A 24,993-nucleotide genomic window follows, 5' to 3' on the forward strand; every position below is an offset into this window, starting at 1 on the left:
TTTGATTTCAGGTTGCTAGTGAAGCCTGCGCGGTAGTTAATAATAACCAGCGTTTTTTTTAACTCCTTCCTCTGGCAAAAAAACTCACTGCCTTCAATTTGGAATAACTCTGTGGCTATTAGTGATCATCTTTCCATCTTATCTCAAGAAGAGATAAGTTTACTGTACGATGTGCCTAAAATTGATGAAGAAGACCGTCAATTATTATTTGAAATAACGCCCGAGGATGAGGCTTATCTAAATCAACAGACTATTGTAAACAATAAAATCAATTACCTTCTGCAAGTAGGATATTTTAGGGCAACTAGAAATTTTTATAAATTTACCTTTCAGCAAGTAAAAGACGATACGCTGTATATTATCAATCAACATTTTCCAGAGACTAATTTCCCAAAAAAAGACATTGATATTAATAAACATTACTCTGCCCAAAAAATGATTTGTGGTATTTACAATTACAAACGTTCAGATGCTGAATTTATTGTTAATTTGAACCGTTATGCCAAAAGGCTAACTACCCGTGATTTGCAGCCAAAATTTGTTTTCGATGAACTCCTTGAGTTTTGTGAGCAAAATAAAATTATTCGTCCTAAATATTCAACCCTACAGAGCATTGTTTCAAAAGCTATTAGTCGTGAAGAAAACAGACTAACTTTAAAATTAGAGCGTCTATTAAATAAAATCGAAAAAGCTGACCTTGATAGCTTATTGGCAAAGGAAGATCTATTTCACAATTTAACCTTGTTGAAAAAAGATCCGAAAAATTTTAATACCAAAGAAATGCAGAAAGAACTCTCCAAACAAAGAAAAATTATCGCCTTATTCAATAAAGCAAAAATGGCAATCCCTCTTTTGAGCATTTCCCGGCAGAACATTCAATATTATACAGGGCTTGCTGAATTCTATGACATCAACATACTTCAAAAAATAAACAGGAAAAAGGCAAGGCTATATTTGATCTGCTTTGTTTGGCAGCGTTTTGTTAAATTAAACGATCACCTGACTTCATTTTTTATTCACAAAATGGGTACTTACGAAGATTCAGCCAAAACTCAGGCACAAGCTGGTGTATTGGAAGCCAAGCTTGGAATAGATCCTGCTCGAAAAACAGCAAGTAAGATTCTAAAAATTATTGCTAATCATGACATTGTTCCAGACAATATTAGGCCAAATTGCTATGAGATTATTGAGCAGAAGAATTTTAGTTTATTTGCAGAAAAATTAGCAAATCCATCGATAGATGAACGAGACTATACATGGGCTTATTATGACAATGAATTTGGAGCTATTAAAACGAATTTGCGTTCTATTTTTACAGCTTTGGACTTCAATTCTGAGCAACATGCAGATTTAGGTAACGCGATAGCGTTCATGAAGCAACTAATAAATAGCAAGGACAAAGTAGAGGATACAACGGCACTTGGAGTCCCCCTCGCATTTGTACCATCAGGGATGACAAAATTTTTAATTTATAAGAAACCAGTTCGATCTTCTGGCAAGGGATTAAAGAAAATTAAGTTTGTTGATATCAAGCGTTATGAGGTAATGCTGTACCAGCAAATTACTAAAGAGCTTAACTCTGGAAGTCTGTTTATTTCAGACACAGTGAATTATCGTCGATTGGAAGATGAGTTAATTTCTAAGGATTCCTGGCTAAAGGACAAAACAAAAATACTTGATAATTTATCGGATTGCCTAATTCTAAAACCTATAGCCGAGTTGCTTAAAGCTATGGAGAAAGAGATTGACGGACTATATAAGCGAGTCAATCACCGAATTGTTTCAAAGCAAAATAAAAACATTAAAGTCGATGAGGATAAGTTAACCTGGCGACTACCCTATAAAAAGAAAGAAGATCTCGCTAATAATCCTTTTTATAAAAAACTTGAAACAGTTAGTCTTGCCAGTGGCATTGAGTTTACAGCCCAAGCAACAGGTTTTTTTGATAGCTTTAGCCACATATTAAATAAAGGAACTAAGACATTGGTAAAACCTGAACATGCCAAGGCCTACCTTATAGCGCAAGGAGCCTCTATTGGGAAGAAGCGATTGGCTGAATCTTCTGATGTAAGTATTCACGATTTAAATAATGTTGAAGGTACTTTTATTCGATTAGATTCTCTGGTTGACGCTGGTGATCAAATTATTAATCATATTGCGAAACTACAAATTTTTGAATATTACAATTTATCTGACTACGGAATACATGCAAGCCTTGATGGACAAAAATTAGAAACAAAATATCAAACTATTATGGCAAGGTACTCCACAAAATATTTTGGTTATGGAAAGGGTGTGGTTTCTTATAGTTTAATTGCTAATCATTTACCAGTTAATACTAAGGTAATTGGTGCAAATGAGCATGAAAGTCATCATGTTCTGGATATTGTTTATAACAATACCAGTGATCTAAAGATTACAGCCGTATCTGGAGATATGCATAGCATCAATCGAGTTAATTTCGCACTGATGTATTTGTTTGGTTATGATTTTATGCCACGATTTACCAAAATAAATAGAAAAGCCGACAAAAATCTTGTCGCATTTAAAAAGCCAAATGAATACAGTAAATTTTTAATAAAACCCTCCAAAAAAATAAGCAAACAATTAATTATTGATGAATGGGACAATATTTTAAGAATTATCGCATCCATTGCGATGAAAGAAACCTCACAAAGCACGGTAATAAGAAAACTATCCTCTTATACCCAAACAAACTCTACCTTAAAGGCACTAATCGAGTTTGATAAGATTATTATGAGCATTTATATGCTTAAATATATTGATGATGTTGAAATGAGACGTTGTGTTCACCGTGCATTAAATAGGGGTGAAGCATTTCATCAGCTACGTGCAGCCATACTCAAAATCAGTGGCAAGCAATTGTTAGGAAAAACTGACAAAATGCTAGAAATAAATAATCAGTGCAATAAAATCTTGGCTTGTTGCATGATCTATTACAACACATCCTTATTATCATCTCTTTTAGATCAGGCCAAACAACGTGGTGACGAGGTGTTATGCAATGAAATTAAACGATTATCACCTGTTGCTTGGCAACATTTTAATATGCTTGGGACATTTACATTTTGCAAATCAGAAAATATTATTAATATTCATGAGGTTGCGAAATTACTGTTAGACGAAGAAATTATCAATGGTAGCTCCATAAGCCTTGCTACATAAGGGTTATAGCGAGTAATGCTGATAAATCAGCGCTATATGGAATTAACCCCCACTATTATAACGTCCTCTTGCAGAGGTATGACAGTGCATAAAAAAAATCAGTCGTTCAAGACGCTGATTAATCCTTTTTAAATCCATTTTAGTGTAGATACCTTTTCTTTTTTCAACATTTTCTAATGCCGTAGTTAAGGGGGGCTTTTGTTCATAATTCTCTTTGAGTGTTTTTAACAACTCATTATAGCGTTGCTGTTCGCAAGGAGCTGTCAATAATTCGGATTTATCAGCAAATAATTTTTTTACACTATGATACCGACGCCCTGAAGGCTGAACTGCGGCTAAAACACCTATCTCCGATGATTCACATATTAGTTTATTAAATAAACGCACACTTCCTTTAGAGTGAGCAATACACATAAGCATGTTATATCGCTTGCTATATGGAAGACGCTCATAATTTGCAATCAGATCAGGAATTTTTTTATATAACTCAACACAGGAGCTTATAGGATGTTTTTCAACATCTTGATTCAATAAACCACATTCTTTCATTGTACATAGTAAAGAAGCCAACTGCTTGTTATTGATTATGTATTGCCCAATGGCTCGTTTACACAATAGCAAGAGTTCTGATAGAGTTTTTTTGTGGCGTGACATATCAAAAACTGCAAAGTGACATCTTCTTTGTCTAAGATCAGAGAGCAGATAAGTGCTTTGCTTTTGATTATTCCATGGATTGATTAGAGTAACTTCAAAATCGCCTTGTTGCAAAGGGATAATTTTTTCGACTCGCAATGCATGACGTCCATGCCTCTTACCAAACTCATCAATGCGCCCAAAATCCATTCCTATAAATATAGGAACATTGGGGTTTATTGTTTTTAACTTTACAAGCTTATCTGGATCACGAAAACCCGTTACATAAATCCCTAAAAGCTTACCTAAAAATTCGGTGTCTCTGTGTGTAACAGCGGGATTATTATGAAATTTATTGTGAATGTTATGCGCACGAATGCTTTCTCCTTCCCAGTCTATCTGGTAAAAATAAGCGCTGATGCGTTCTAAAATTTTGACTGCGAGAGAATTGGAAGAGACACCGATTTTACTCTCATCGATTTCTTTTAATTTTTTATTATCAATAAAAATAACATCTTCGTCAGTGACTGGATCGTAAATGCAAGTATATTTCCCACTCATTTTTTCCGAATGCAACTTCATACTGTCATCAGTACGTTTAATGTGGAGAGTAATACCAGCCTCTGTTTGTTTGAATTTCGTACGAACAGCATCTACCCCGTCTGTTTCATTATTAAAAATGCAATCTAAGCTACTTAAGAGAAAGCAATCTCCAGTCTTGCCCTGCTTGATGGTAATGTGTTGACCTTTTTTCGGAAATAATGGTGTCATTGATTACAAATAATCAGTTAGTGAGTACAAATTATTAGACATAATATATTAAAGGATAAATATTAGTACATAATTTATATGATGACACACGATATCTGTGTAATTTAATAGCAAATTAACGCTTTATCAATCTGATTGTTTGCAACGGCCATGTATCAAATACAGCTGTGGTGAATGCTTGTCAATCTATGTCCGTGCAATTATATTCAGTAAAACAGCGAGTCGACATCCTGCATATGTAGCTTGTTTTTGCACTAATAGCTGGGCATTTTCTTGATATTTAGCACTGGGTGTTTCATTAGGGTTCATTTGATAAACATTTTTTAAAGCCAATTTATAGGACATATTTGCCCATTTAGCAGGCCTTGTTTGTTCTTCAATATGCGAACAAGGTAACTTTTGCTCCAATTGCTGGGCAGTATTCTTCACTCGTGCTACATCATATCGCCCAAGAAAGAAACCAGCCCCATTATCCCAATATTGGTGCAAATTTTTACCTACTGGATTTGTTCCTAAAAAGAATAAATTACCACCTAAATCTCCCTTAGGATGTTGAGCACTCACTCTAGTGATTGCATGTAATGGTTGATGGATATCACCTGTTATATGAATCAACATACGTAACGCAAGTTTTTTGTCCGATGCAGATGTCTTTTTAGAAGAAAGTACAGAAGTCGCCTGCTTAATTGTCCGTATCGCATTGGTACTTTCAACAGGAGGCACAGCGGTTCCGTCGCTGGAAAAAGGTTTATCAATATAATGCATTACATCATACCAATACACTTCCCTCCACCTGATTTCATCCATCCAAGTGGATGCACTAACAAAGCTTGAATTAGGCGTATTATGTGTGCGTGAACGTAGATATTTAAAGCACATTTCCTTGGCTTTTGGTGATAAGTTATCATAGGCAATTTGTGCCACTACCCTGTGGCCTGCAGCATTCCATGCATAGCTGTTTAAGGCGCCTAAGCAAAAAATAAGTCCATATATAATTCGTGACATAATTAACCTAAATAGGGAGACCACGCAGGCTCTTGTACATCTCCATCACGTGCAGGCAGTCTCATTCTTATTCTACCGTCAAGGGAAACGATACCTAATACACCTTTATCTTGATTGTGAGTCGCATAAAGAATTAAACGACCATTTGGTGCAACAGATGGAGACTCATCACGACCTGAGGAGGTTAGGCTGACAACAGGACCACCGCTTGCACTTTGTAATCCTATGTTAAATTGCCTGTCATCTCGATGCAACATAATAATATTTTTCATGTCTGGAGTATAAGATGCACGCGCATTGTAGTTGCCTTCAAAAGTTAGACGCGATACTTGGCCATTGGCTAAAGACAAACGATATATTTGTGGCGATCCACCTCTACCCGAAGTAAATAATATACTTTTACCATCTGGAGCATAACGTGGCTCCGTATCAATAGCATCACCAAAGGTTAATTGCTTCATAGTACCTGTATTGATGTCTATATTATAGATTTTAGGTGTTCCACTTTTAGATAATACTACAGCAAGTTCCCTTCCATCAGGCGACCATGCCGGAGCACCGTTGATTCCTGGGAAACTAGTAATTAAACGTCTTTGGCCCGTTTCAACTGAAACAGTAAATATTTGTGCTCTTTTTTTCTCAAATGAAACATAAGAAATGCTTTTACCATTTGGTGCCCAAGCTGGAGACATAATAGGCTCAGAAGAGACTAATAAACTTTGAGGATTATGTCCATCAGCATCAGCAACTTCCAGTGAGTAATGAGTACTGCTTGTAGTTCTTTGCACAGAAATATAAGCGATGCGCGTAGAGAATATCCCCTTCTCTCCAGTTAATTTTTGATATACCTCATCACTAATATGATGCGCCAAGGGCCTTATTTGATTCGCGCTAATTTGAAACGTTTTGGTTAATAAAGTTGCCCCATTAGCAACCGCATCAGATAGGGTAAAACTTACTTCGTAATGATTTCCTACCTGACTTACGCGACCAGTGACAACACTGTCTGCACCCAATTGTTTCAGCGTACTTACCGCCGATTGCGAATTAGCGCCTTGAGGACCTGAAACGATGCGAAACTGTCCTGATAAATTTAAATCGTTCTCAATAACTTGTCCGATTTCTTGTGCAGCACTATCTGAACCAAAAGAATTAATTGCAATCGGTAATGCTGAATTAATCCCTTGAGTTAATTCCAAATCTAGAGCAAAAACTTGCTGCGTCAAAAGTAATAAACATAGTGTAATAATTCGGTTAATCACGAGTTTTACCCCCTCACTTGTTCTGGTCGAACGGTTAAACTTATATCGCGAAACAGATTAAATGTTTCTGCATTCGCAGGTACAGGTAGCGGAGACGCCTTACGAATTGCTGTTTGTGCTGATCGGTCAAGTAATGGATCGCCACTACTACGGGTTAAAGTAACCTCCATTACCGTCCCATCAGGCGCAAGACGTATTCTGAATTGGCTCGATAAGCTGCTGTCAACGTTTTCAGGCAATATCCAATTTCTACCTATGGCATTTACAATAAGTGCTTTATATTTGTCGACTTCACCAGCTATACGTGCTTGTCTTTCAGCATTTTGCGCTGCTTGTGCTTGTTTGGCAGCTGCATCAGCCGCTGCTTGTTTTTTCTTTTCCATTTCTGCTTTTTTTGCCAGTTCGGCATTTTCCTTTTCAGCTTTTTCCTTCTCAGCTTGAGCTTTTTCTGCCATTTTTTTCTTATTCAAATCGGCAAGTTTTTGAGCTTCTAATTTCTGTTCTTTTACCAATTCTTCTTTTTGCTTTTTTAATTCCTCAACACGCTTCGCTTCTAATGCTTTTTGCTCAGCAAGTTTCTTGAGTCGCTTCTTTTCTTCCTCTGCTTGCTTTTTACGTGCAATCGCTATTTTATTGGCTTCTTCTTTAAGTCGTGCAATTTGTTGTTGTTCCTTTATTCTTTGTTGTTTAGCTGCTTCAGCTTGTCGCTTAAGTTCATTTTGTCGATTGATTTCGGCTCGTTTTTGTTGCTCACGTTCTTGCTTTAAGCGATTAACTGTTTCCATTACCTGCTTATTATCAACACTAACTGCCTTCACTACTTCAGGTTGTGGCGTTACAGCAATGGGCTGATCGACTCCTGGAGTATTCTTAGTTTCTGCTGTTAAAACAGGTCGTTGGCTTGAGTTGTCAGTTAATAACATCACGATTAAAAAAAGGTGTAAACCGAGCGCGGCAAAAAAGGCCTTACGATAACTAGGATTGCTTATCATGCTTGCCCCTCTGTTTTTTCTGCCCCTGAATCATCAGTCAACAATCCGACTTGCTCTGCGCCCGCTTGTTTAAGTAAGGCCATAGCCTGAACGACTTTTCCGTATGCTACCCCCTGATCTCCTTTTACTAGTACATTAAGCTTTTGATTTGATTGCTTTGCTAATTCCAATTCTGCAGCAACACGAACCACTAAAGCTTGAGACTCTATAGGTTCAGCAGGTGTACTACTGATGTTAAGGAAATAAGTGCCTTGCTGATTTACTGAAACAATAATAGGCTCTCTATCTGTAGGTGCCAAAGTCTGGCTTGCAGCTTTGGGCAGATCCACCGTAACTCCCTGACTCAGCATAGGTGCCGTGATCATAAAAATAACAAGTAAAACCAACATCACATCGATATATGGCACAACATTAATTTCTGATATGGGACGTTCGCGCTTGGTTTTTGCTCTGATCATTTCAAATTCTACCCTCTTACAGTATCACTGTTTTGTTGTTCTATAAGCGATATTAATTCTTCCTGAAATAAATCAAACCGATTTAATAAATCATTAGCACGTGTTGTATAGCGGTTGTATGCAATAACCGCTGGTATTGCTGTAAATAAGCCTAAAGCTGTAGCTACTAGTGCTTCTGAAATACCCGGAGCCACCATCGCAATAGTCGCTTGTTGTGCATGGCCTAATGCCTGAAAAGAGGTCATTATACCCCAAACCGTGCCAAATAATCCTACATAAGGTGCGATAGAACCTACTGAAGCGAAAAAGGGTAAATGCTTTTCTAGTTTTTCTGCTTCTTTTGCATGAGTAATTTGCATCACTCGCTGTATCGGCTCAATAATGACATTACCTTGTTTTCTGGTCCGTACAAATTCTTTAAAACCTGAATGGAAAATGGCTGCCATGCCATGACGCTCATTTAAATTACTATCAATATCAGCATAAAGTCTGCTTAAATCGCCACTATCCCAAAATCTTCGACTAAACGCTTCGGTAAGCTGTTTTTTTCGGTTAAAAAACCAGGCTCGTTGAAATATTAATGTCCAAGAAGTAATGGATGCAGCAGCTAGTAAAATCATGACTGATTTAACAACCAAACCTGCTTGCATAAAGTACATTAATACATTTGCTTGATTACTCATCTATATTATCTCCAGTACCAAGATCTTATCTATTTTTTCGTAGCCAATATTTGTAGCCTAGGTAAAGGCGTAAGCCGCAACCCAGAATTCTGGACTTGAATAAGGCTCATTTCCCGAGTTCCGCATCGCAGCACCGAAGCGACTCACCTATGCCACGATAATTTTTTTATTTAGTGTGGAAATCGTTTTGGTTTTAAATCACTATCCACACATACCACTTGAATTTTAGCCTCACAAATTATTTTGCCGTGTTGATTGCGCATGCTTTGTTCAAATAAAAAACTACAAGCCCCTAATTGCTGTAGTTGGGTGCTCACTGTCAATAAATCATCCAATCGAGCAGGTGCTTTATAACGAATATGTACATCGTATATTGCAAAAAGGGTATCTTCTTTCGTCAAATCAGAGAGAATTAAATTATTTTCTCTTAATATTTCAGTCCTTGCTCGTTCGAAATAACAAAGATAATTCGCATGATACACAATTCCCATATAATCTACGTCTTCAGCATACACTCGAAAAGAATGTTGATATGTGGTTTTGGCATCCATTAAATTAGTCCTGCTCTACTGTGTTTAAACCAAAATGCTGATAGGCCCTTTGAGTGGCTATTCTACCTCTTGGCGTGCGCATAAGGAATCCTTGTTGTATTAAAAATGGCTCTAAAACATCTTCAATTGTACCTTTTTCTTCTCCAATTGCTGCCGCGATGCTATCAATACCTACAGGACCACCATTAAATTGTTCAATCACGGCTAACAATAACTTTCTATCCATGAGATCAAAACCATGCTTATCCACCTCCAACATTTCCAAGGCCTTTTGTGCAATATCAACACTAATGATACCGTTTCCCTTAACCTCTGCATAATCTCTAACACGTCGTAGTAAACGATTCGCAATACGTGGGGTGCCTCTGGAGCGTAAGGCGATTTCTCTTGCTCCCTCAGGTTTTGTTGTTACATTAAGTAATTGTGCTGAACGCGTAACAATTTGTGTTAATGAGTCTACAGAATAATATTCAAGACGTTGTACGATACCAAACCGATCTCTAAGAGGAGAGGTGAGTAACCCTGCTCGTGTTGTTGCTCCGATTAGGGTAAAAGGAGGTAATTCGAGTTTAATAGATCGTGCTGCCGGGCCCTCACCGATCATGATATCCAGTTTATAGTCTTCCATTGCTGGATAGAGTATTTCCTCGATTACAGGACTGAGTCTATGAATTTCGTCAATAAATAAAACATCATTTGTCTGTAAATTGGTGAGTATTGCAGCAATATCACCTGCACGCTCAATTACCGGTCCGGAGGTTTGACGCAAATTAACACCCATTTCATGAGCAATAATATTTGCTAAAGTCGTTTTACCAAGGCCAGGAGGACCAAATATTAAGACATGATCCAACGCGTCTTTTCGCTTTTTCGCCGCATCAATAAAAATCTGCATCTGCGAACTTACAGCATCCTGCCCTATATATTCACTAAGACTCAAAGGTCTTATAGCACGATCAATAGCCTCTTCTGAGGCAATACTTTGAGTACTGATTAAGCGGTCACTTTCCAGCATAAAGTTCTTATTAGGAGTTCGGGCGAATGAGGTATTTTATCATATGTTTTTTGAATCGCAGCTTATTTGTTGAATTAATGAAGCGAAAAACAAAAAAATTAATCGTTTTCTTAGGCTCACTCTAATAACCTGAAAACCTGGTTGCCCCGGATAAGGTCTTTGCCTGCTTTCGAGACTACTTTAACCAGGTATTTTCGAATTAGTTTGTCATGCCTACTATTTGAGGATAAAGCCCGCCTTGTTGCTGGGTGTCCTCCTCAAATACTTTAGATGGTTTCTCAGAAGAAGCGGCAACCGGTTTAAAAAACATGATTAAACTTTTTTCTCGGTTAAATTCTTCCTCGACGGGAGCACTCGATTTAAACTCATCAACACACTCAAAAAAGTTACTCACTGAGAATATAGCGGCTAAACCAGCGATTGATAATATACCAAGCGCAAAAAATGGATTAACAGCTGCTAGTGGTGCGGCCATTAGAACACAATAGGAGAAAAAAGCACATGCAAGCCCGGCCCAGAATAATAGCTCTAATGAAGTGAAAATATTCTCAAGAACGATTCCTGTTTTTTTTAGAGATTTGATGTCCGCCATTTCTTTTAATACGTCACCAGGTATTACCGTTCCACTCTTTATCTCTTCGAGCCCATGAACCAAAAGTTCGTAAGTTTGTATGCATGCTTCTTCATTTTCTTTATAGTTTGCTTCAATATATAAGTTGTAGTAATACGCTTTAACTGCTTCTAACTCTCTTTTAATTTGTGCATTTAATTCCACTCCATGAAATAATGCATCAATTTTTTCATTGCATTTTTGTAAACGCTTTGTTCGATTAGACATAATTCATCCCTTAATTGCGCATAAAAAAAATAACATTTAGATTGATCAGTAACTAAACACGTGTTTTATATCATAATTGCTTAAACTATAAAAGATAAGGTATTTTTATCTTCTAAAGTTCTCAATACTAGAGAAATGATGCGCTCATAGTGCTATCTGAAATTTCTATTTTTGAAGCAGGTATGGTTATATCAGGCTGAAAAAAAGCTATTAAATATCGCTTTCTCATCCTCGCTATGCAAGAGTGAGTTGATGCCATAAAGTCGTAAAAACTTGTTACGATATTATTAACTAACCGTTCTTTCAAAGCATTAGGCATGAATGAGCTCTTTTACTTTATTTAAATAGATAAGTGACTATAAAATAATCAAAAAATATTTTATACCATAATTGTTAGAAGAAAAAAATGATCACAATTGATCTATGGATGCCATGACTAATTTTCGAGCCCTAAAAATACGAGATCGTACCGTTCCAATAGGGCAATCCATTTTTTTTGCAATATCTTCATATGATTGCCCATCCAGAATATGCATTCCATAACATAAACGTAACTCATCAGACAAAGTAGAAAGGATTGATTCCAATTGTTCACCAAACTCGATATTAATTAATAAATATTCAGGCGATAATTCAACCGAGGGATAATAGTTATCGGCATACTCAGCCTCCATATCCATACGTAAATTGGCTGTACGATAATGATTTTTGATTGTATTTTGGGTAATACGATACAACCAGGTAGAAAATTGACTTTTCTCTTTAAAATAATGTAGATAGCGATAGACTTTAATTAATACTTCTTGTGCCAAATCACTAACATTTGCACGATCTTGAATATGTAAGTGAATAATTTGCTGTATCTTATTATTATACCGTGACAGTAACAGATTATAAGCCTCCATGCTCCCCTGTCTCGCCAAATTAATTAAGTCTTCATCGCTATAAGAAGCTTCTTTATTCATCACTTCCTCATAATTCCATTATATGAATGACTGTATTTTATTTATATCATATGTATAATTATATACCATTAATTTGTTTTAAGATGTAGGAAGCGCAATTGATTGTTTGTAATCTGGTCAAGGAATAAAACAATTCGCTTTTTTTGTCGGTAGCTTTGAAATTCAATGAGTAGAAAAAAAGAGTTGTGAATAAGAATAGTAGCTTGGGTATACGTTTTTTTATTCCCGCGATAGAGCTCTAAAATCCATCCATTACCTGTAGATTCTATTTTTTTAATTGATGAGCACGGACTTTGCTTAGACCAATCCATTTTGAGTAACATGATAATACAGCCAAGCAAGAATACTTTAATCAAGAGATATACTGATGAATAGAGGATTAAAGCAACTGTAATGGAATAAACTACTAAAATTAAACGCAAATAAGTCTTTGACTTTTCGGGTTCAATTGTTATTTCGGATAATAGTGACAATTTTTTTAAGCTCTTTATCTTGAGGGTCCTCGTGTCCCATCAACCAGGCAAATAGCTCTGGATCAGTACAACTTAATAACGAATTCAACGCATCGAGCTCTTGTGGAGTCAATTGCTCAAGTTTGTGTTCGAGAAACTGGTGTAAAATAAGATCCAACTCCAGCATACCTCGGCGGCAGTGCCATTCAATTCTTGCTTTTTCTTTGGGATCCAACATGGCATATCTCTTTTACGAATGAAGCTACGAGTAAATGATACACTACTGACTTTATAAACGGAAATCATTAACCTTGATATTTACAACGCTACTATGGCGAGTTCAAAAAATCAGATACACTCTGCAAAATTTCAATTGGACAGTTATTCGCTTCTGGGCGTAACTTTTATTTTCAGGCTGACAATAATGAGTAAAATTTTTACATACCCAATTAATAATAGAACATTAACAACCTTTCAAAACTTGGAAAACGAGTTAATATTACTGCCCCAAAAAAATTATTTATTTAATTTGTCTTATCTGGATGTTATTGATGTCGTGGGGGATAAAGCCATTGAGTTTCTTCAAGGCCAATTAACTTGCGACTTAAATACCATATCCGACATCCAAATGATTCAAGGTGCCCAATGTAATCTTAAAGGACGAATTCTTGCATTAATGGATGTTATTAATTGGCAAGGCGTTAAGTTAATTCTCCCTAAAGATTTACAAGAGGCGACTATTAATTCATTAAATAAATACGCTTTACTTTCTCGCGTTTCGCTTAAAACGAACTCCCACTTCCATCTCTTTGGATTTTATTTACAAAATCAAAAAGACATTATTCCTGACACCGAGTTTTTCCCAAATACACTTTATTCTCAAACCTATAATGCGCGTTCTTGTTGCTATCATTTAGGGAATGGATTCTATGTTTTTCTAGTTTTAGCCGAAGATGCACAAGAGATACAACAACGCTTTATGGACAAAGAACAGTTTCTTGGTTCTTTGACCTGGCACACCTTAAGACTATCTCACAAACAGATAGAAATTTATCCTGAATCTCGAGGTCTATTTTTACCACATAGACTTGATCTACAACAAACACCATACGTAAGTTTCAATAAAGGTTGCTATAAGGGACAAGAAATTATTGCACGAATGCATTATAAAGCGACTTTAAAACACCAAATGAACATTTATAAAATTAAAACAGAACAAAAAATTTATTCCGGACAAAAAATACTAAATCAATCTGAAGGAGCAGAACTCGGTGAGCTGATTGATTTTTCTATTCTTGGACCTGAACAGTATTTAATTGCGGTAAGTATACTAAAAGAAACCAATCGCACCGTTTTTCTTGAAGGGCATAATCAATCAGTAGAATTGACAGACATAAATGCTAAATAAGATGTAGGTTGAGTCTTGGCCCAACCTACATAAACTCAGGAGTGATAACAGATAGTGTTCCTGGCTGGCAGCCAGGCTCCAGATATATTAGGCTTCTTGCTCCGCTAATGCATAGGATTGCAAAGTAGTTTGCGTGAGATCCAGTAACTCTCTGATTGCGACAAAGAACATGGTGTAGTTCAGCACCGTACTCGCTTTCAGATCGGCCAAAATATAGCGCCAGCGCTGAATTAACGCACGATGAGCCTCTCCCCAAGAAACAAGACGTGCTTGGAAATCGGGGTTATCTCCATCATAGTTAATCAGTCCAGCAGTGAGTTGACGTTGTTGCCAATCCAAATCATCTCGTAAAGCTTCTCTAGATAAAGACTCCCAATGATTCTCGCTTGGATGTATAATAATTTGTTTTCTTATCCAGGCCAGATCTAAGAACTCGCCAATTCCGAAATAAATTTCAGCAACCTGAGCTACTTTCATATTTTTCTTGTGAGCGATTTCTATAATATCCGTTGCAGCAAACAAACCACGAGTTACGGTTAACTCATGAGCTAAAGCTGGAGGAATATCCTCGTCAATAAGCTCTTGATAATGCTCTGCATATTTTGCTCGTCGTTCTTCATTTAAAATAGCTGGGACGGACATCTTCAGCTCAGTAACGCCTTGTGCATAAAGTTTTACAACTTCAGAAATATCCACAGATCGGCGTTGACTACGCAAGAACCAGCGTGTAATGCGTCGTGCTAATCTGGAATAAAGCATCATCATTTCTATTTGTTTTTTGGCGCTAACCTTAGTACCCAGTTCTTCGATTTGCCTCCAAACAGATTCCAAATTAAGCACTGAACGAGTGATTATGTATGCTCTTACAATGGCTGAAACTGGAGCTCCAGTTTCATCTTGCAATCTGAAGACATAAGTAAACCCCATTTCGTTTACTATGATATTGCTTAAGCGGGTTGCGATAATTTCTCTTCTTAGTGGATGAGATTGCATTTGCTTGCTAAATCGCTCTTGTAAAGGCTTAGGAAACGAACTAATTAAAAATTGCGTCATGTAGCTTTCTTCAGGAACACCTGAAGCCAGAATTTGCTCCTTCAGAATTGTTTTGCTGTAACACATCAATACAGCAATACTCGGACGCATCAAACCTTTACCCATCAACTTACGTTCTAAAATGACTTTATCATCTGGCAAATACTCCAGATTACGATCAATTTTTCCTGATCGCTCTAATTCACTGATATAACGACTTTGCAAATCCAAAGCTTGCAGCGGCTGTGATGCAGACAAGCTAATTGCTCGTGTTTGTAAGAAATTGTCACGAAGTACCAATTTACTTACTTCATCAGTCATTTCAATTAACAATTCATTGCGTTGTTTTGGAGTCAAATCACCAACTGCAACAATACCATTAAGTAGAATCTTAATATTTACTTCTTTATCAGAGCAATTAACACCGCCAGAGTTATCAATGAAATCGGTAAATACCAGCCCACCATTTAGTGAGTATTCAACACGCGCCAACTGTGTTAGTCCTAAGTTACCGCCCTCACCCACAACCTTGCAACGTAATTGTTTTGCGTTAACTCTCGTTGCATCGTTGGTTCGATCACCAACATTCGCATTTGATTCCGTGCTGGCCTTAACATAAGTACCTATTCCTGCACTCCAAAGTAAGTCAACCTTAGCTTTCAAAATTGCTTTAATTAACTCATTTGGCTCAATTTCAGTCTGTTTAATTCCGAAAGCTGCTTGCATTTCTTTACTGACTGGAATTGATTTGGCATTACGGTTAAAGACCCCGCCGCCCTTGGAAATAAGTTTTTTATCATAATCGGTCCAATTGGAACGAGGTAAATGAAATAAACGCTCACGTTCTGTATAGCTGGCTTCTGCATCTGGAGTTGGGTCAATAAAAATATGGACATGGTTAAAGGCACCAATTAACTTGATGTGTTTTGACAACAACATGCCATTACCGAAAACATCACCGGCCATATCTCCAATACCAACCACAGTGAAATCATTATTGGCTATATCCATATCCATTTCATAGAAATGACGCTTCACTGATTCCCATGCACCTTTAGCAGTAATTCCCATTTTCTTATGGTCATAACCGATTGAACCACCTGATGCAAACGCATCACCTAACCAAAAACCATATTCTAATGAAATGGCATTGGCAAGATCAGAAAACGTTGCGGTACCTTTATCGGCAGCAACCACAAGATAAGGATCATCTTCATCAAAACAGATAACATTCTCAGGTTTGACAACCTTACCTTCAACATAGTTATCAGTAATATCCAGAAGCCCACGAATAAATAATTGATAACAGCCTATTCCTTCAGCCATTATTTCTTCACGTGTGCCATTTACTGGCAGCAACTTAGGAACAAATCCACCTTTAGCACCACTAGGTACAATTACTGAATTTTTTACTTGTTGTGCTTTCATCAAACCAAGTATTTCTGTACGAAAATCTTCTCTGCGGTCAGACCAACGCAAACCACCGCGAGCTACCTTGCCACAACGTAAATGAACTCCTTCGAAGCGTGGAGAGTAAACAAAGATTTCAAACATCGGATGTGGCTTTGGCACACCAGGAATAATCTTACTGTTTAGCTTAAGAGAAATATAGGGCTTATGATGTCCATCAGCGTTTAATTGGTAAAAATTGGTACGCAATGTGGCGCTGATAGCATGAATGTACTGTCTAATTATCTTATCTTCGTCAAGATTTGATACGGTATCAAGATCGGCCAATATTTCGATGGATAAATCGGTAAAACGATCTTCTCGATTGGGATCATCAACAGGATTGCAACGAATTTCAAATAATCGCACTAACTTTTTAGCAATGGCAACATTATTATTGAGCGCCATTTCCATATAATCTTGGCTAAAGGTAATTCCAATTTGTTTAAAATACTTAGCATAAGTACGTAAAACAGCTACCTCACGCCAATTAAGACCCGCTGCCAAAACAAGTTGATTAAATCCATCATTTTCAGCTTGTCCAAACCAAACTTTGGCAAATGCATTCTGGAATAATTCTTTAATTTCATCCAAATCAAATTCAATTGGCTTATTATATTGCATGGCAAATTCATTAATCCAAGCAACTTTACCATCCTCAAATTTTAATGGGTATGGACGTTCACTAATCGCACGTAAACCTAATTTTTCCAATATTGGCAAAACATCAGATAGAGGTATGGTTGTATCATGTTGATACACTTTTAATCTAAAACTATTTTCTGATTCATCTAAAGGCTTATAAAAATTAATGCCTAATGTATGTTCTGGGGTAAGTAATTCTATATGTTTAATGTCATAGACCGCTGTTCTTGCAGAAAAAACATCACTATAAGCAATAGGAAATGCATTTTTATAACGAGCGTAGAGGCTATTTGCTTGTTCCTCTCCATACGCCTCATTTAGATGGGTTTGTAAATCATCTGTCCAAGAGCGCCCTGCATCAATCAATTTTTTTTCAATTTCTTTTAAATCATACTCAAATGGCAAATTCGGATTAATTTTAATAATAAAATGAACACGTGCTAGTACCGATTCGGTAAATTGAGTTGAATAAGTGGTCTCAATTGAATTAAAACTCTCATCGAGAATTTTCTTCATCGCCATTCTTAATTCAGTATTAATTCGGTCTTTAGGAACATATACCAAGCATGAGACAAAGCGTCGATAAACATCAACGCGTGCGAATAAACGAATACGCTTTCTGTCTTGCATGTAAAAAATACCCATTGCAATTTCCAGAACTTCGTCTTCTGTTCCTTGAATCAAATCATCTCGTGGTAATGTTTCAAGAATATTTAACAACACTTTACCCGCATGACTGCGTGGATTTAATTTAGAATTTTCCATAATGAGCGCTACCTTACGTCTCAAGAATGGAATTTGTTTGGGGTTAGTATGATAAGCCGCAGAAGTATAAAGACCAATGATTCTTCGTTCACCAATCACTTTCCCTTGAGCATTAAATCGCTTAATTCCGATATAATCTGTGTAAGCATCACGATGAACGCTTGCTAATGTATTAGTTTTTGAAGTAACTAAGATGCGGGGAGACATGGTAAATTCACGTGCTTCAGGTGACATTGCAGAAATGCTACGCGTCATTGATTTAGTCACACTCTCACGCAGAAGCCCTAAACCAGTATTAGGAACAGCTTGTAGCACTGTTTCTTTACCCTTTTCTACTAATTCATAATCCCTCATTCCTAAAAAAGTGAAATGATGGTCTTCAATCCAATGTAAAAATGCCTTGGTCTCTTCTACCTCATCCAAATCAAGCACAGAAGATACTTTATCAATTTCTGTAATTGCTTCTCGAACTTCAGCACGCATTTTCTCCCAATCTTCAAAAACAACGCGATTATCTTCAAGAGCACGTTCACATCCTTTGTGTAATTCTTCAAGCACCTTAGGATCTGTTTGTCGATCAATTTCAAGGAATATAGGCGCTTCATGAATCACACCTTTTTCATCTAACATTTGAGTCCGAGGCAAAATTTCACAAATTCGATTTTCTTTATCTCTTTTAACGCGAATTCCACCCATATGGATAGTAAGATGAGAGGATAATCCCATTCTATGGATTACCAAACGAATTGAATCGACCAAAAATGGCATATCATCACAAATCACTTCGATTACTGTATGTGTTGTTTGCCATCCATGACGTTCATAATCTGGATTATAGATTCTAATTTTTGTTTCATGAGGTGCGCGCTCATGAATCAATGACCAAAAATTTACTACAGCACCGTATAGATCATCTGTAGTCCATGCACTCAGATCTTCCATAGCTACAGTGCCATACAACTGTTTGGCAAATTCGGCGCAAAACTCGGTTTGCTCACCTACCATAGAACTTCTAATTCTATCCACAATGGCTTCAATTAATACGTCTTTACCCTCTTCAAATTTATAAGACATTGTTGCTTTACCTCGTCGATTTTGCCTCAGCCCTACAGCGAGAATTATTGTTTAAAAAATAAATAACCAAGCCACTCTCACCAAAACAGTAAATATACTATTAGGTGGGAGTGGCTCAAAAAATTATGCTGTATTAAGTACATGATGCCTCCTACTTCAAAAGTAGGAAACAACAAACCTTAATATCATGAATCACTAATCGCTATGGTTTTAGTATTTACAAATTCCAATATACCTTCCCTTGATAATTCACGACCATAGCCTGATTCTTTTATTCCGCCAAATGGTAATCTGGGATCAGAAGCCACAAAAGCATTAACGAAACACGCCCCTGCCTCTATTTCATGAGTAGCTATATGCTCCCCCCTGTCCAAATCACGAGTAAACACAGCGGCTCCTAAGCCATATTGGCTTTGATTTGCATAAGCAATACCTTCTTTCTCATCATTGGCTGTGATAATCGCAATAACAGGGCCAAATAACTCTTCATCAAAAGCAGGCATACCTGGTGTCACTTGAGTTAGCAGTGTTGGCGGATAATAAAAACCTTTTCCTTCCGGAATTATACCACCTAGCAATAATTTAGCACCTTGTTTCAGTGATTTTTCTACTTGAATTTGTAAGTTTTCACGCAAATCTAAACGGGCTAATGGACCAAGCTTAGTTTCCGAATCAAGTGGATCACCCATTTTAAACGCGGATACATGTTCCGTTATTTTTTGTACCAATTCTTTTTCAGCTGATTTTAAAACGATGATGCGCTTAGCTGCAATACAGACTTGTCCAGAATTATTAAGTCTTGAATTGACAATACACTCTGCTGCCAAATCAAGATCGGCGTCCTCAAGAACAAGATATGGATCGCTTCCGCCAAGCTCTAGCACCGATTTTTTTAAAAATTTTCCTGCATGACTCGCAACAGCACTGCCTGCACGTCCACTACCCGTCAAGGTAACTGCAATAACATGAGGATGTTCTATAATTTTAGCCGCCCCATCATTATCAACAACTAAATGTTGAAAGAGGTGCTTCGGAAAACCTGCTTCTAAAAATAATTCCTCTATTTTGTTTCCTGTTCCAGTTGAAATAGGTGCGTGTTTTAAAACCGCTGCATTTCCAGCCATAATAGTAGGGACGGCAAAACGGAAAACCTGCCAAAATGGAAAATTCCATGGCATGATTGCAAAAACGATTCCGAGTGGTAGATGGCATACTTTTGCCTTCTTCATCTCAGTTTGAACTATTTTGGGCGCAAGGTATTCTTCTGCGTGTTCTGCATAATACTCACATAACCAAGCGCATTTATTAATTTCTGCTCTACTCGCAGTAATAGGTTTACCCATTTCGGTCGACATTAAACGCGCCAACTCATCTACTTTTGATTTTAAAAGTTGTGCAAGTTGCAACATTAAAGTTTTTCTTTTACTAAAAGGAGTTTTTCTCCACGTCAAATACACCTCATGCCCTTTGTTAATTAACTCATGGGCTTCCTGCTCATTGAGACAATCATAGCTTTGTAGAATTTGTTCCGTTGCAGGATTTACAGTTTGAATTTTCATTATTTCTCCATACAGAATAAAGTATATTTAACTAAAGTTATCAACTCTCCTTGCACACTACTTTTGATTATTGATACTATTTTTATGTTTTTTAACTTTTTTATAAAAAAACAACAAGAGTTTAGCTCAATATATTAATACAATTATTAAATATTTTTAGAAAACTGTATTTTAAATGAGAATGCGTTTAAACAATGTTTTTTTATTAACACTAGGATAATTAATGAATTCAAGCAAACTGCAATTCCATCCATTACAATACGTAGCGGCTTGGTCAGTGCATGTCTTTACTGCAAGCGCAGCCTGTATTGGTATTTTTTCTTTGGTAAAAATGTATCAGCACGAATACATTTTTGCATTATGGCTCATGCTGATTACGGTTGTTATTGATGCTGTTGATGGAAGTCTTGCTCGTTTGTTCAATATTAAGAAAATTTTACCAAAAATAGACGGCGCGTTGCTTGATAACATTGTTGATTATTTAAATTATGTAATAACGCCTTGTTTTTTCTTACTCGTCAGACCCGGCATGCTTCCGCCTACGTACTCTGTCTTTCTAATTGCTGCGGTTTCAATTACTTCTGCTTATCAATTTTGTCAATCTGATGCAAAAACACCAGATCACTTTTTTAAAGGATTTCCATGTTACTGGAATATTACCATTTTATACATGTTTATATTTAATACATCAGCGACAACAAATGCTATTATATTAACCATTCTCTCTATTCTGATTTTTGTACCTGTAAAATACGTATACCCTTCGCGACTCGATTATTTAACAGAATCAAGAATATTGAAGGTCCTGATGCATGTTTGCTCCATAATTTATGCAATTAGCTCAGTATTTTTACTTATAAGCTACCCTAATACAAATGTTATTTGTCTTAGCCTCTCTTTGGCATATGTTGGAATGTATTTATTTTTAAGTTTTTATAGAACCTACTATCCTATGATTAAGGCAAAAATTTCCGCTCATAAGGAGTAGTGCTTCTATTTTTTTATTGTGGGATAGACTTTGCATTTTTTATGATTAAAATAACCCCCAAAGTTTACTTATTGAGGTATTTATGTCTGTATTTCGCCAAATTAATAAATCGATTATTTTTTCCGCTATTCTTATTAGCTCAGCGCAAGCTGCGGGTACATTTCCAAGAGGATGTGAAGTCACAGGATTTGCTTATGCTCAAAACCATCTAATTTTAAATGAGACAGGAAATCAATCTTATTATTTAATACAAAATCATTCAGATGCTCGAGTTGAATTAGAGCGTGTAAATACTGAAGAATCATTTATGACTCCTCCACTACATGCTACATTAGATCCAATGACTTGGGGCGCATTTGCTTCTGATGTCAAAAATTTAAATTTTAAATGTTATAAACGTATCGATGAAAAAACCACCCTTATTGACTGTCGTAATGTATTAGAAGTATGCCAATACCCACGAGTTAAGTTTGCACTAAGCAACATGGGCAATTATTGGATTTCATTTAATAAACCTCAAGGTACAATTATACAAGAATCTGTAGCAAAAGGGATTTACTTAAAATGGTGATTTGTGGCTAAAAAAATATTTATACTCATAGGATGTTTTGGCTCACTTATTATAGTGTGTGGTCTTTTAAAGCATTTTGGCACGACTCCACCCAAACTTCACTCGCAGCTTTACTATTTTATTGGCGGTATTGCATTACTTATAACCGCCATTTACTTTAGAATGCTTTACTTCATAGCCCTCCAATTAATACTTCTTGCAGGGCATGCAGCAATTTTGCTAGGTAGTGGACCCTATACTCAGTTGTTCTTGCCACTATTACTATGCTGCCAACTACTAACATTCTATTTAATGCTTGGCAAAGAAAATAGAGCTTTTTTAATTTTGGGAATTTTTGGCATTGCCTTGCTTTCCATGGGCTTCGCCTACAATGATAAATGGATATTTTTTTCGGGAAGCACTTTTGTTGCTATATATGCTTACTACAGTGGGTATAAAGGATTACCCGCCGCTTATATTTGGGGTATTTTAAACACCGCAATTGCATTACTTGCGCTTTATAGAATACTTTTAATGTAGCATTGTCTTAGCAAAGGGATAATTGTTAGTTATATGCTTGAAGAGATTATTTGTTTAAAGAACCTGGGCTACGCTACCACTTCGCCCAGGTAACAACATGAGACTTACTTAGCTGGAACAATTTCAACATGTAAGTTAGCAATAACATCGCTGTGAACATGTATCTCAACTACGAAACTACCAATCGAATGAAGAGGACCTTCAGGCATTACGATTTCGCGCTTAACGATTTCAACACCTTTATCTGTTAAAGCATCTTTAATTTCATTAACGCCAACAGAACCGTATAATTTGCCTTCGTCGCTCGCCATAGCGCTAATAACTAGACTTATATCATTCAATTTAGCAGCACGTTGCTCGGCAGTAGACAATGACTGTTGTGCTTTTTTCTCCAGCTCTGACCGACGCTGTTCAAACAACTCAATATTTTTGGGTGTTGCAAAAACCGCTTTATTTTGTGGTATCAAGAAATTACGGCCATAACCTGATTTTACATTTACCTTATCACCCAGGTTACCTAAATTTCTCACTTTTTCTAATAAGATAACTTCCATCTTAATAACCCCTTAAATTGATTCGCCAACCCTTGAAGGGAAATACGATCTAAAATTAACTAAACTATCTAATGAACCAAGGACAATGTAGGCGCATAATACAAAAGTCGGTTTCACTAACATTAATAACATTAATAAAATGAACACCTTAACTTGTCTCTTACGAGAGAAAATAAAATAAACCAGACCAAATCCAGAAGCTAAAAAATAACACAGCACTATTGGAAGAACATTCATAGCCAGAGGAATTTCATAGAAAGTAGCTAACAAAACCCCAAAAAAAACTAAAAATGAAACTCTGCCACTTCGAAATGCCATTAGTTCATTCCTGAAACCACCAGGTAAAAATAATTTGGCCTGCATCAAACGAGCAAACATTAAGGAGATTGTCGAAGAAACAATAATACTCAATATCTGAATGCCGAAGAATAATTGCGCCAAAATTACTGAATTTATGCCATTTAGAGTAGAATCAACCAGTTCCTGGTATTGTGTCAAAATCATTTTAAACTGATTAAATTGTTCCACAATAAAACCGGGAGCTAAGAGTTGAAGAAACAGACATCCCAAAAATGCCAATATAAAAAATACCCCAGCTACTGCTTGCCATCGTTCAGCCTTCCGCAAACTTAATGCTGCGAAATAACATGGAAGATAAGCAATAAGAGTATTAATTATTGCTCCGGATAATGGTATTAACATTATCAGTGGAACAGAATGAATCACAAGTGCAGGCAACAAAACATCAAAACCGGACTTTGCACCCTTTCTTAATGTCACCAAACAAACTAAAGCAACTGAAATCCAAGATGCAAAGGGTAGCACTGAAAAAATAACAGCATATAGAATCGCTTGCTGCTTGCTTTCAAGTATTACCTTACATTGTCTTGTTATAAAATTGCCTGCTCGCATCATTATTATTTATTTATGGCTATCACAATAAGGCAACAGACCAAGAAATCTGGCTTGCATAATTGCTCTTGCTAATTGTCTTTGAAAACGAGTTTGTGTACCAGTAATACGACTTGGTACAATTTTACCGGTTTCTGAAATGTAGTTTTTCAGCAAATTGATATCTTTATAATCAATTTCATTGCCGCCTTCCGCACTAAAACGGCACATTTTTTTTCTTCGAAAATAAGCTGACATGAATAAGGCTCCTCTTAAGCAGATCTGGTTTCTTTCTCTTTCTTCATCAAAACAGACTCAGTAGTAATCGCTTGTTTTTGACGAGTAATCAAGTTTCTGATAATTGCATCATTGAATTTGAATGCATTTTTAATTTCATCCAGAGCTTCAAGACTACATTCAATATTCATAAGAATGTAATGCGCTTTATGAACATCACTTATTGGATAAGCTAATTGACGACGACCTAAGTCTTCTTTGCGGTGGATTGCACCACTGTGTTTGCTTATGATCCCTTCATAGCGCTCTACCATTGCTGGCACTTGTTCGCTTTGATCCGGGTGCACAAGAAACATAATTTCATAATGTCTCATGATTTCTCCTTATGGATGAAGCCTCCTGTTATCAAAACAACAACAGTAAGGCAAGGTTTATAAAAAAGCTGCCAATTATAACCATTTTAGATACATCATACAATTATTAATCAATT

General features: G+C 36.6%; 22 protein-coding genes. 5 read left to right on the forward strand and 17 right to left on the reverse strand.

Annotated features, from left to right (window positions below):
* The first annotated feature begins 111 nt into the window (after positions 1-111).
* Positions 112-3,186, forward strand: a complete 3,075-nt coding sequence (locus tag BGO44_RS08640; protein WP_273197974.1) for a Tn3 family transposase — start codon at positions 112-114, stop codon at positions 3,184-3,186.
* Positions 3,187-3,228: 42 nt separating this feature from the next.
* On the opposite strand, the gene BGO44_RS08645 is transcribed toward BGO44_RS08640, so the two are convergent.
* From BGO44_RS08645 to BGO44_RS08695, 11 genes are all read right to left on the reverse strand, one after another.
* Positions 3,229-4,590, reverse strand: a complete 1,362-nt coding sequence (locus tag BGO44_RS08645; protein ID WP_273197975.1) for a hypothetical protein — start codon at positions 4,588-4,590, stop codon at positions 3,229-3,231.
* Positions 4,591-4,776: 186 nt separating this feature from the next.
* Positions 4,777-5,595 (reverse strand): S1/P1 nuclease, encoded by an 819-nt coding sequence (locus BGO44_RS08650; protein ID WP_273197977.1) that lies wholly within the window; start codon positions 5,593-5,595, stop codon positions 4,777-4,779.
* A gap of 2 nt (positions 5,596-5,597) precedes the next feature.
* Complete coding sequence (gene tolB, locus BGO44_RS08655) at positions 5,598-6,857, reverse strand: Tol-Pal system beta propeller repeat protein TolB (RefSeq protein WP_058510448.1); 1,260 nt, start codon at positions 6,855-6,857, stop codon at positions 5,598-5,600.
* Between the two features lie 5 nt (positions 6,858-6,862).
* Positions 6,863-7,849: a cell envelope integrity protein TolA gene (gene tolA / locus BGO44_RS08660; protein ID WP_058510449.1), complete on the reverse strand. Its 987-nt coding sequence runs from the start codon at positions 7,847-7,849 to the stop codon at positions 6,863-6,865.
* Positions 7,846-8,307 carry a protein TolR gene (gene tolR, locus BGO44_RS08665; RefSeq protein ID WP_058510450.1) on the reverse strand — a complete coding sequence of 154 codons (462 nt, stop codon included), beginning with the start codon at positions 8,305-8,307 and terminating at the stop codon, positions 7,846-7,848. Before tolR ends, tolA begins: the two co-directional genes overlap by 4 nt.
* An 8-nt stretch (positions 8,308-8,315) precedes the next feature.
* Positions 8,316-8,990 carry a protein TolQ gene (tolQ, locus tag BGO44_RS08670; protein ID WP_058510451.1) on the reverse strand — a complete coding sequence of 225 codons (675 nt, stop codon included), beginning with the start codon at positions 8,988-8,990 and terminating at the stop codon, positions 8,316-8,318.
* A gap of 170 nt (positions 8,991-9,160) precedes the next feature.
* On the reverse strand, positions 9,161-9,541 hold the full coding sequence (locus BGO44_RS08675) for a YbgC/FadM family acyl-CoA thioesterase (RefSeq protein ID WP_058510452.1): 381 nt from the start codon (positions 9,539-9,541) through the stop codon (positions 9,161-9,163).
* A gap of 4 nt (positions 9,542-9,545) precedes the next feature.
* Positions 9,546-10,556 (reverse strand): Holliday junction branch migration DNA helicase RuvB, encoded by a 1,011-nt coding sequence (gene ruvB / locus BGO44_RS08680; protein ID WP_058510453.1) that lies wholly within the window; start codon positions 10,554-10,556, stop codon positions 9,546-9,548.
* 199 nt (positions 10,557-10,755) lie between these two features.
* The gene (locus tag BGO44_RS08685; RefSeq protein WP_058510454.1) at positions 10,756-11,394 is read right to left on the reverse strand and encodes a DUF5638 domain-containing protein; all 639 of its coding nucleotides are present in this window, start codon (positions 11,392-11,394) and stop codon (positions 10,756-10,758) included.
* A gap of 410 nt (positions 11,395-11,804) precedes the next feature.
* Positions 11,805-12,359, reverse strand: coding sequence for a sigma-70 family RNA polymerase sigma factor (locus tag BGO44_RS08690; protein WP_058510456.1), 555 nt, complete (start codon positions 12,357-12,359; stop codon positions 11,805-11,807).
* 444 nt (positions 12,360-12,803) lie between these two features.
* Positions 12,804-13,049 (reverse strand): FAD assembly factor SdhE, encoded by a 246-nt coding sequence (locus BGO44_RS08695; RefSeq protein WP_058510457.1) that lies wholly within the window; start codon positions 13,047-13,049, stop codon positions 12,804-12,806.
* Positions 13,050-13,235: 186 nt separating this feature from the next.
* On the opposite strand from BGO44_RS08695, the gene ygfZ reads away from it, so the two are divergent.
* The gene (ygfZ, locus tag BGO44_RS08700) at positions 13,236-14,219 is read left to right on the forward strand and encodes a CAF17-like 4Fe-4S cluster assembly/insertion protein YgfZ (RefSeq protein ID WP_273197979.1); all 984 of its coding nucleotides are present in this window, start codon (positions 13,236-13,238) and stop codon (positions 14,217-14,219) included.
* Positions 14,220-14,306: 87 nt separating this feature from the next.
* Here the strand turns inward: ygfZ and BGO44_RS08705 are convergent, their stop codons facing one another.
* Positions 14,307-19,184, reverse strand: a complete 4,878-nt coding sequence (locus BGO44_RS08705) for an NAD-glutamate dehydrogenase (RefSeq protein ID WP_058510459.1) — start codon at positions 19,182-19,184, stop codon at positions 14,307-14,309.
* A gap of 185 nt (positions 19,185-19,369) precedes the next feature.
* Positions 19,370-20,743 (reverse strand): NAD-dependent succinate-semialdehyde dehydrogenase, encoded by a 1,374-nt coding sequence (locus BGO44_RS08710; RefSeq protein ID WP_058510460.1) that lies wholly within the window; start codon positions 20,741-20,743, stop codon positions 19,370-19,372.
* Between the two features lie 223 nt (positions 20,744-20,966).
* Here BGO44_RS08710 and pcsA point away from each other — a divergent pair, with 223 nt between their 5' ends.
* The 3 genes from pcsA (at position 20,967) to BGO44_RS08725 (ending at position 22,821) form a co-directional block, all read left to right on the forward strand.
* Positions 20,967-21,731, forward strand: coding sequence for a phosphatidylcholine synthase (gene pcsA, locus BGO44_RS08715; protein WP_058510461.1), 765 nt, complete (start codon positions 20,967-20,969; stop codon positions 21,729-21,731).
* 82 nt (positions 21,732-21,813) lie between these two features.
* Positions 21,814-22,302 (forward strand): hypothetical protein, encoded by a 489-nt coding sequence (locus BGO44_RS08720; protein WP_058510462.1) that lies wholly within the window; start codon positions 21,814-21,816, stop codon positions 22,300-22,302.
* Positions 22,303-22,305: 3 nt separating this feature from the next.
* Positions 22,306-22,821, forward strand: a complete 516-nt coding sequence (locus BGO44_RS08725) for a hypothetical protein (protein WP_058510463.1) — start codon at positions 22,306-22,308, stop codon at positions 22,819-22,821.
* A 104-nt stretch (positions 22,822-22,925) separates the two neighbouring features.
* On the opposite strand, the gene rplI is transcribed toward BGO44_RS08725, so the two are convergent.
* The 4 genes from rplI to rpsF are packed head-to-tail and all read right to left on the reverse strand — an operon-like array spanning position 22,926 to position 24,877.
* Complete coding sequence (gene rplI / locus BGO44_RS08730; RefSeq protein ID WP_058510464.1) at positions 22,926-23,375, reverse strand: 50S ribosomal protein L9; 450 nt, start codon at positions 23,373-23,375, stop codon at positions 22,926-22,928.
* Between the two features lie 12 nt (positions 23,376-23,387).
* Positions 23,388-24,290 (reverse strand): hypothetical protein, encoded by a 903-nt coding sequence (locus BGO44_RS08735; RefSeq protein WP_273197981.1) that lies wholly within the window; start codon positions 24,288-24,290, stop codon positions 23,388-23,390.
* Between the two features lie 6 nt (positions 24,291-24,296).
* Positions 24,297-24,524 carry a 30S ribosomal protein S18 gene (gene rpsR / locus BGO44_RS08740; protein ID WP_010653600.1) on the reverse strand — a complete coding sequence of 76 codons (228 nt, stop codon included), beginning with the start codon at positions 24,522-24,524 and terminating at the stop codon, positions 24,297-24,299.
* A gap of 14 nt (positions 24,525-24,538) precedes the next feature.
* Positions 24,539-24,877, reverse strand: coding sequence for a 30S ribosomal protein S6 (gene rpsF / locus BGO44_RS08745; protein WP_058510465.1), 339 nt, complete (start codon positions 24,875-24,877; stop codon positions 24,539-24,541).
* Positions 24,878-24,993: the final 116 nt, after the last annotated feature.

Origin of the sequence: Legionella sp. 39-23 (assembly GCF_001897665.1) — a bacterium.
Classification (GTDB): domain Bacteria; phylum Pseudomonadota; class Gammaproteobacteria; order Legionellales; family Legionellaceae; genus Legionella; species Legionella steelei.

Coding starts and splice junctions, on each gene's coding strand:
- tolA (WP_058510449.1), bottom strand. CDS start 7,849: ATGATAAGCAATCCTAGTTATCGTAAGGCCTTTTTTGCCGCGCTCGGT.
- BGO44_RS08675 (WP_058510452.1), bottom strand. CDS start 9,541: ATGGATGCCAAAACCACATATCAACATTCTTTTCGAGTGTATGCTGAA.
- ygfZ (WP_273197979.1), top strand. CDS start 13,236: ATGAGTAAAATTTTTACATACCCAATTAATAATAGAACATTAACAACC.
- ruvB (WP_058510453.1), bottom strand. CDS start 10,556: ATGCTGGAAAGTGACCGCTTAATCAGTACTCAAAGTATTGCCTCAGAA.
- tolR (WP_058510450.1), bottom strand. CDS start 8,307: ATGATCAGAGCAAAAACCAAGCGCGAACGTCCCATATCAGAAATTAAT.
- rpsF (WP_058510465.1), bottom strand. CDS start 24,877: ATGAGACATTATGAAATTATGTTTCTTGTGCACCCGGATCAAAGCGAA.
- pcsA (WP_058510461.1), top strand. CDS start 20,967: ATGAATTCAAGCAAACTGCAATTCCATCCATTACAATACGTAGCGGCT.
- BGO44_RS08720 (WP_058510462.1), top strand. CDS start 21,814: ATGTCTGTATTTCGCCAAATTAATAAATCGATTATTTTTTCCGCTATT.
- rplI (WP_058510464.1), bottom strand. CDS start 23,375: ATGGAAGTTATCTTATTAGAAAAAGTGAGAAATTTAGGTAACCTGGGT.
- BGO44_RS08735 (WP_273197981.1), bottom strand. CDS start 24,290: ATGATGCGAGCAGGCAATTTTATAACAAGACAATGTAAGGTAATACTT.
- BGO44_RS08650 (WP_273197977.1), bottom strand. CDS start 5,595: ATGTCACGAATTATATATGGACTTATTTTTTGCTTAGGCGCCTTAAAC.
- BGO44_RS08695 (WP_058510457.1), bottom strand. CDS start 13,049: ATGTTGGATCCCAAAGAAAAAGCAAGAATTGAATGGCACTGCCGCCGA.
- BGO44_RS08705 (WP_058510459.1), bottom strand. CDS start 19,184: ATGTCTTATAAATTTGAAGAGGGTAAAGACGTATTAATTGAAGCCATT.
- BGO44_RS08710 (WP_058510460.1), bottom strand. CDS start 20,743: ATGAAAATTCAAACTGTAAATCCTGCAACGGAACAAATTCTACAAAGC.
- BGO44_RS08645 (WP_273197975.1), bottom strand. CDS start 4,590: ATGACACCATTATTTCCGAAAAAAGGTCAACACATTACCATCAAGCAG.
- rpsR (WP_010653600.1), bottom strand. CDS start 24,524: ATGTCAGCTTATTTTCGAAGAAAAAAAATGTGCCGTTTTAGTGCGGAA.
- BGO44_RS08685 (WP_058510454.1), bottom strand. CDS start 11,394: ATGTCTAATCGAACAAAGCGTTTACAAAAATGCAATGAAAAAATTGAT.
- tolQ (WP_058510451.1), bottom strand. CDS start 8,990: ATGAGTAATCAAGCAAATGTATTAATGTACTTTATGCAAGCAGGTTTG.
- BGO44_RS08690 (WP_058510456.1), bottom strand. CDS start 12,359: ATGAATAAAGAAGCTTCTTATAGCGATGAAGACTTAATTAATTTGGCG.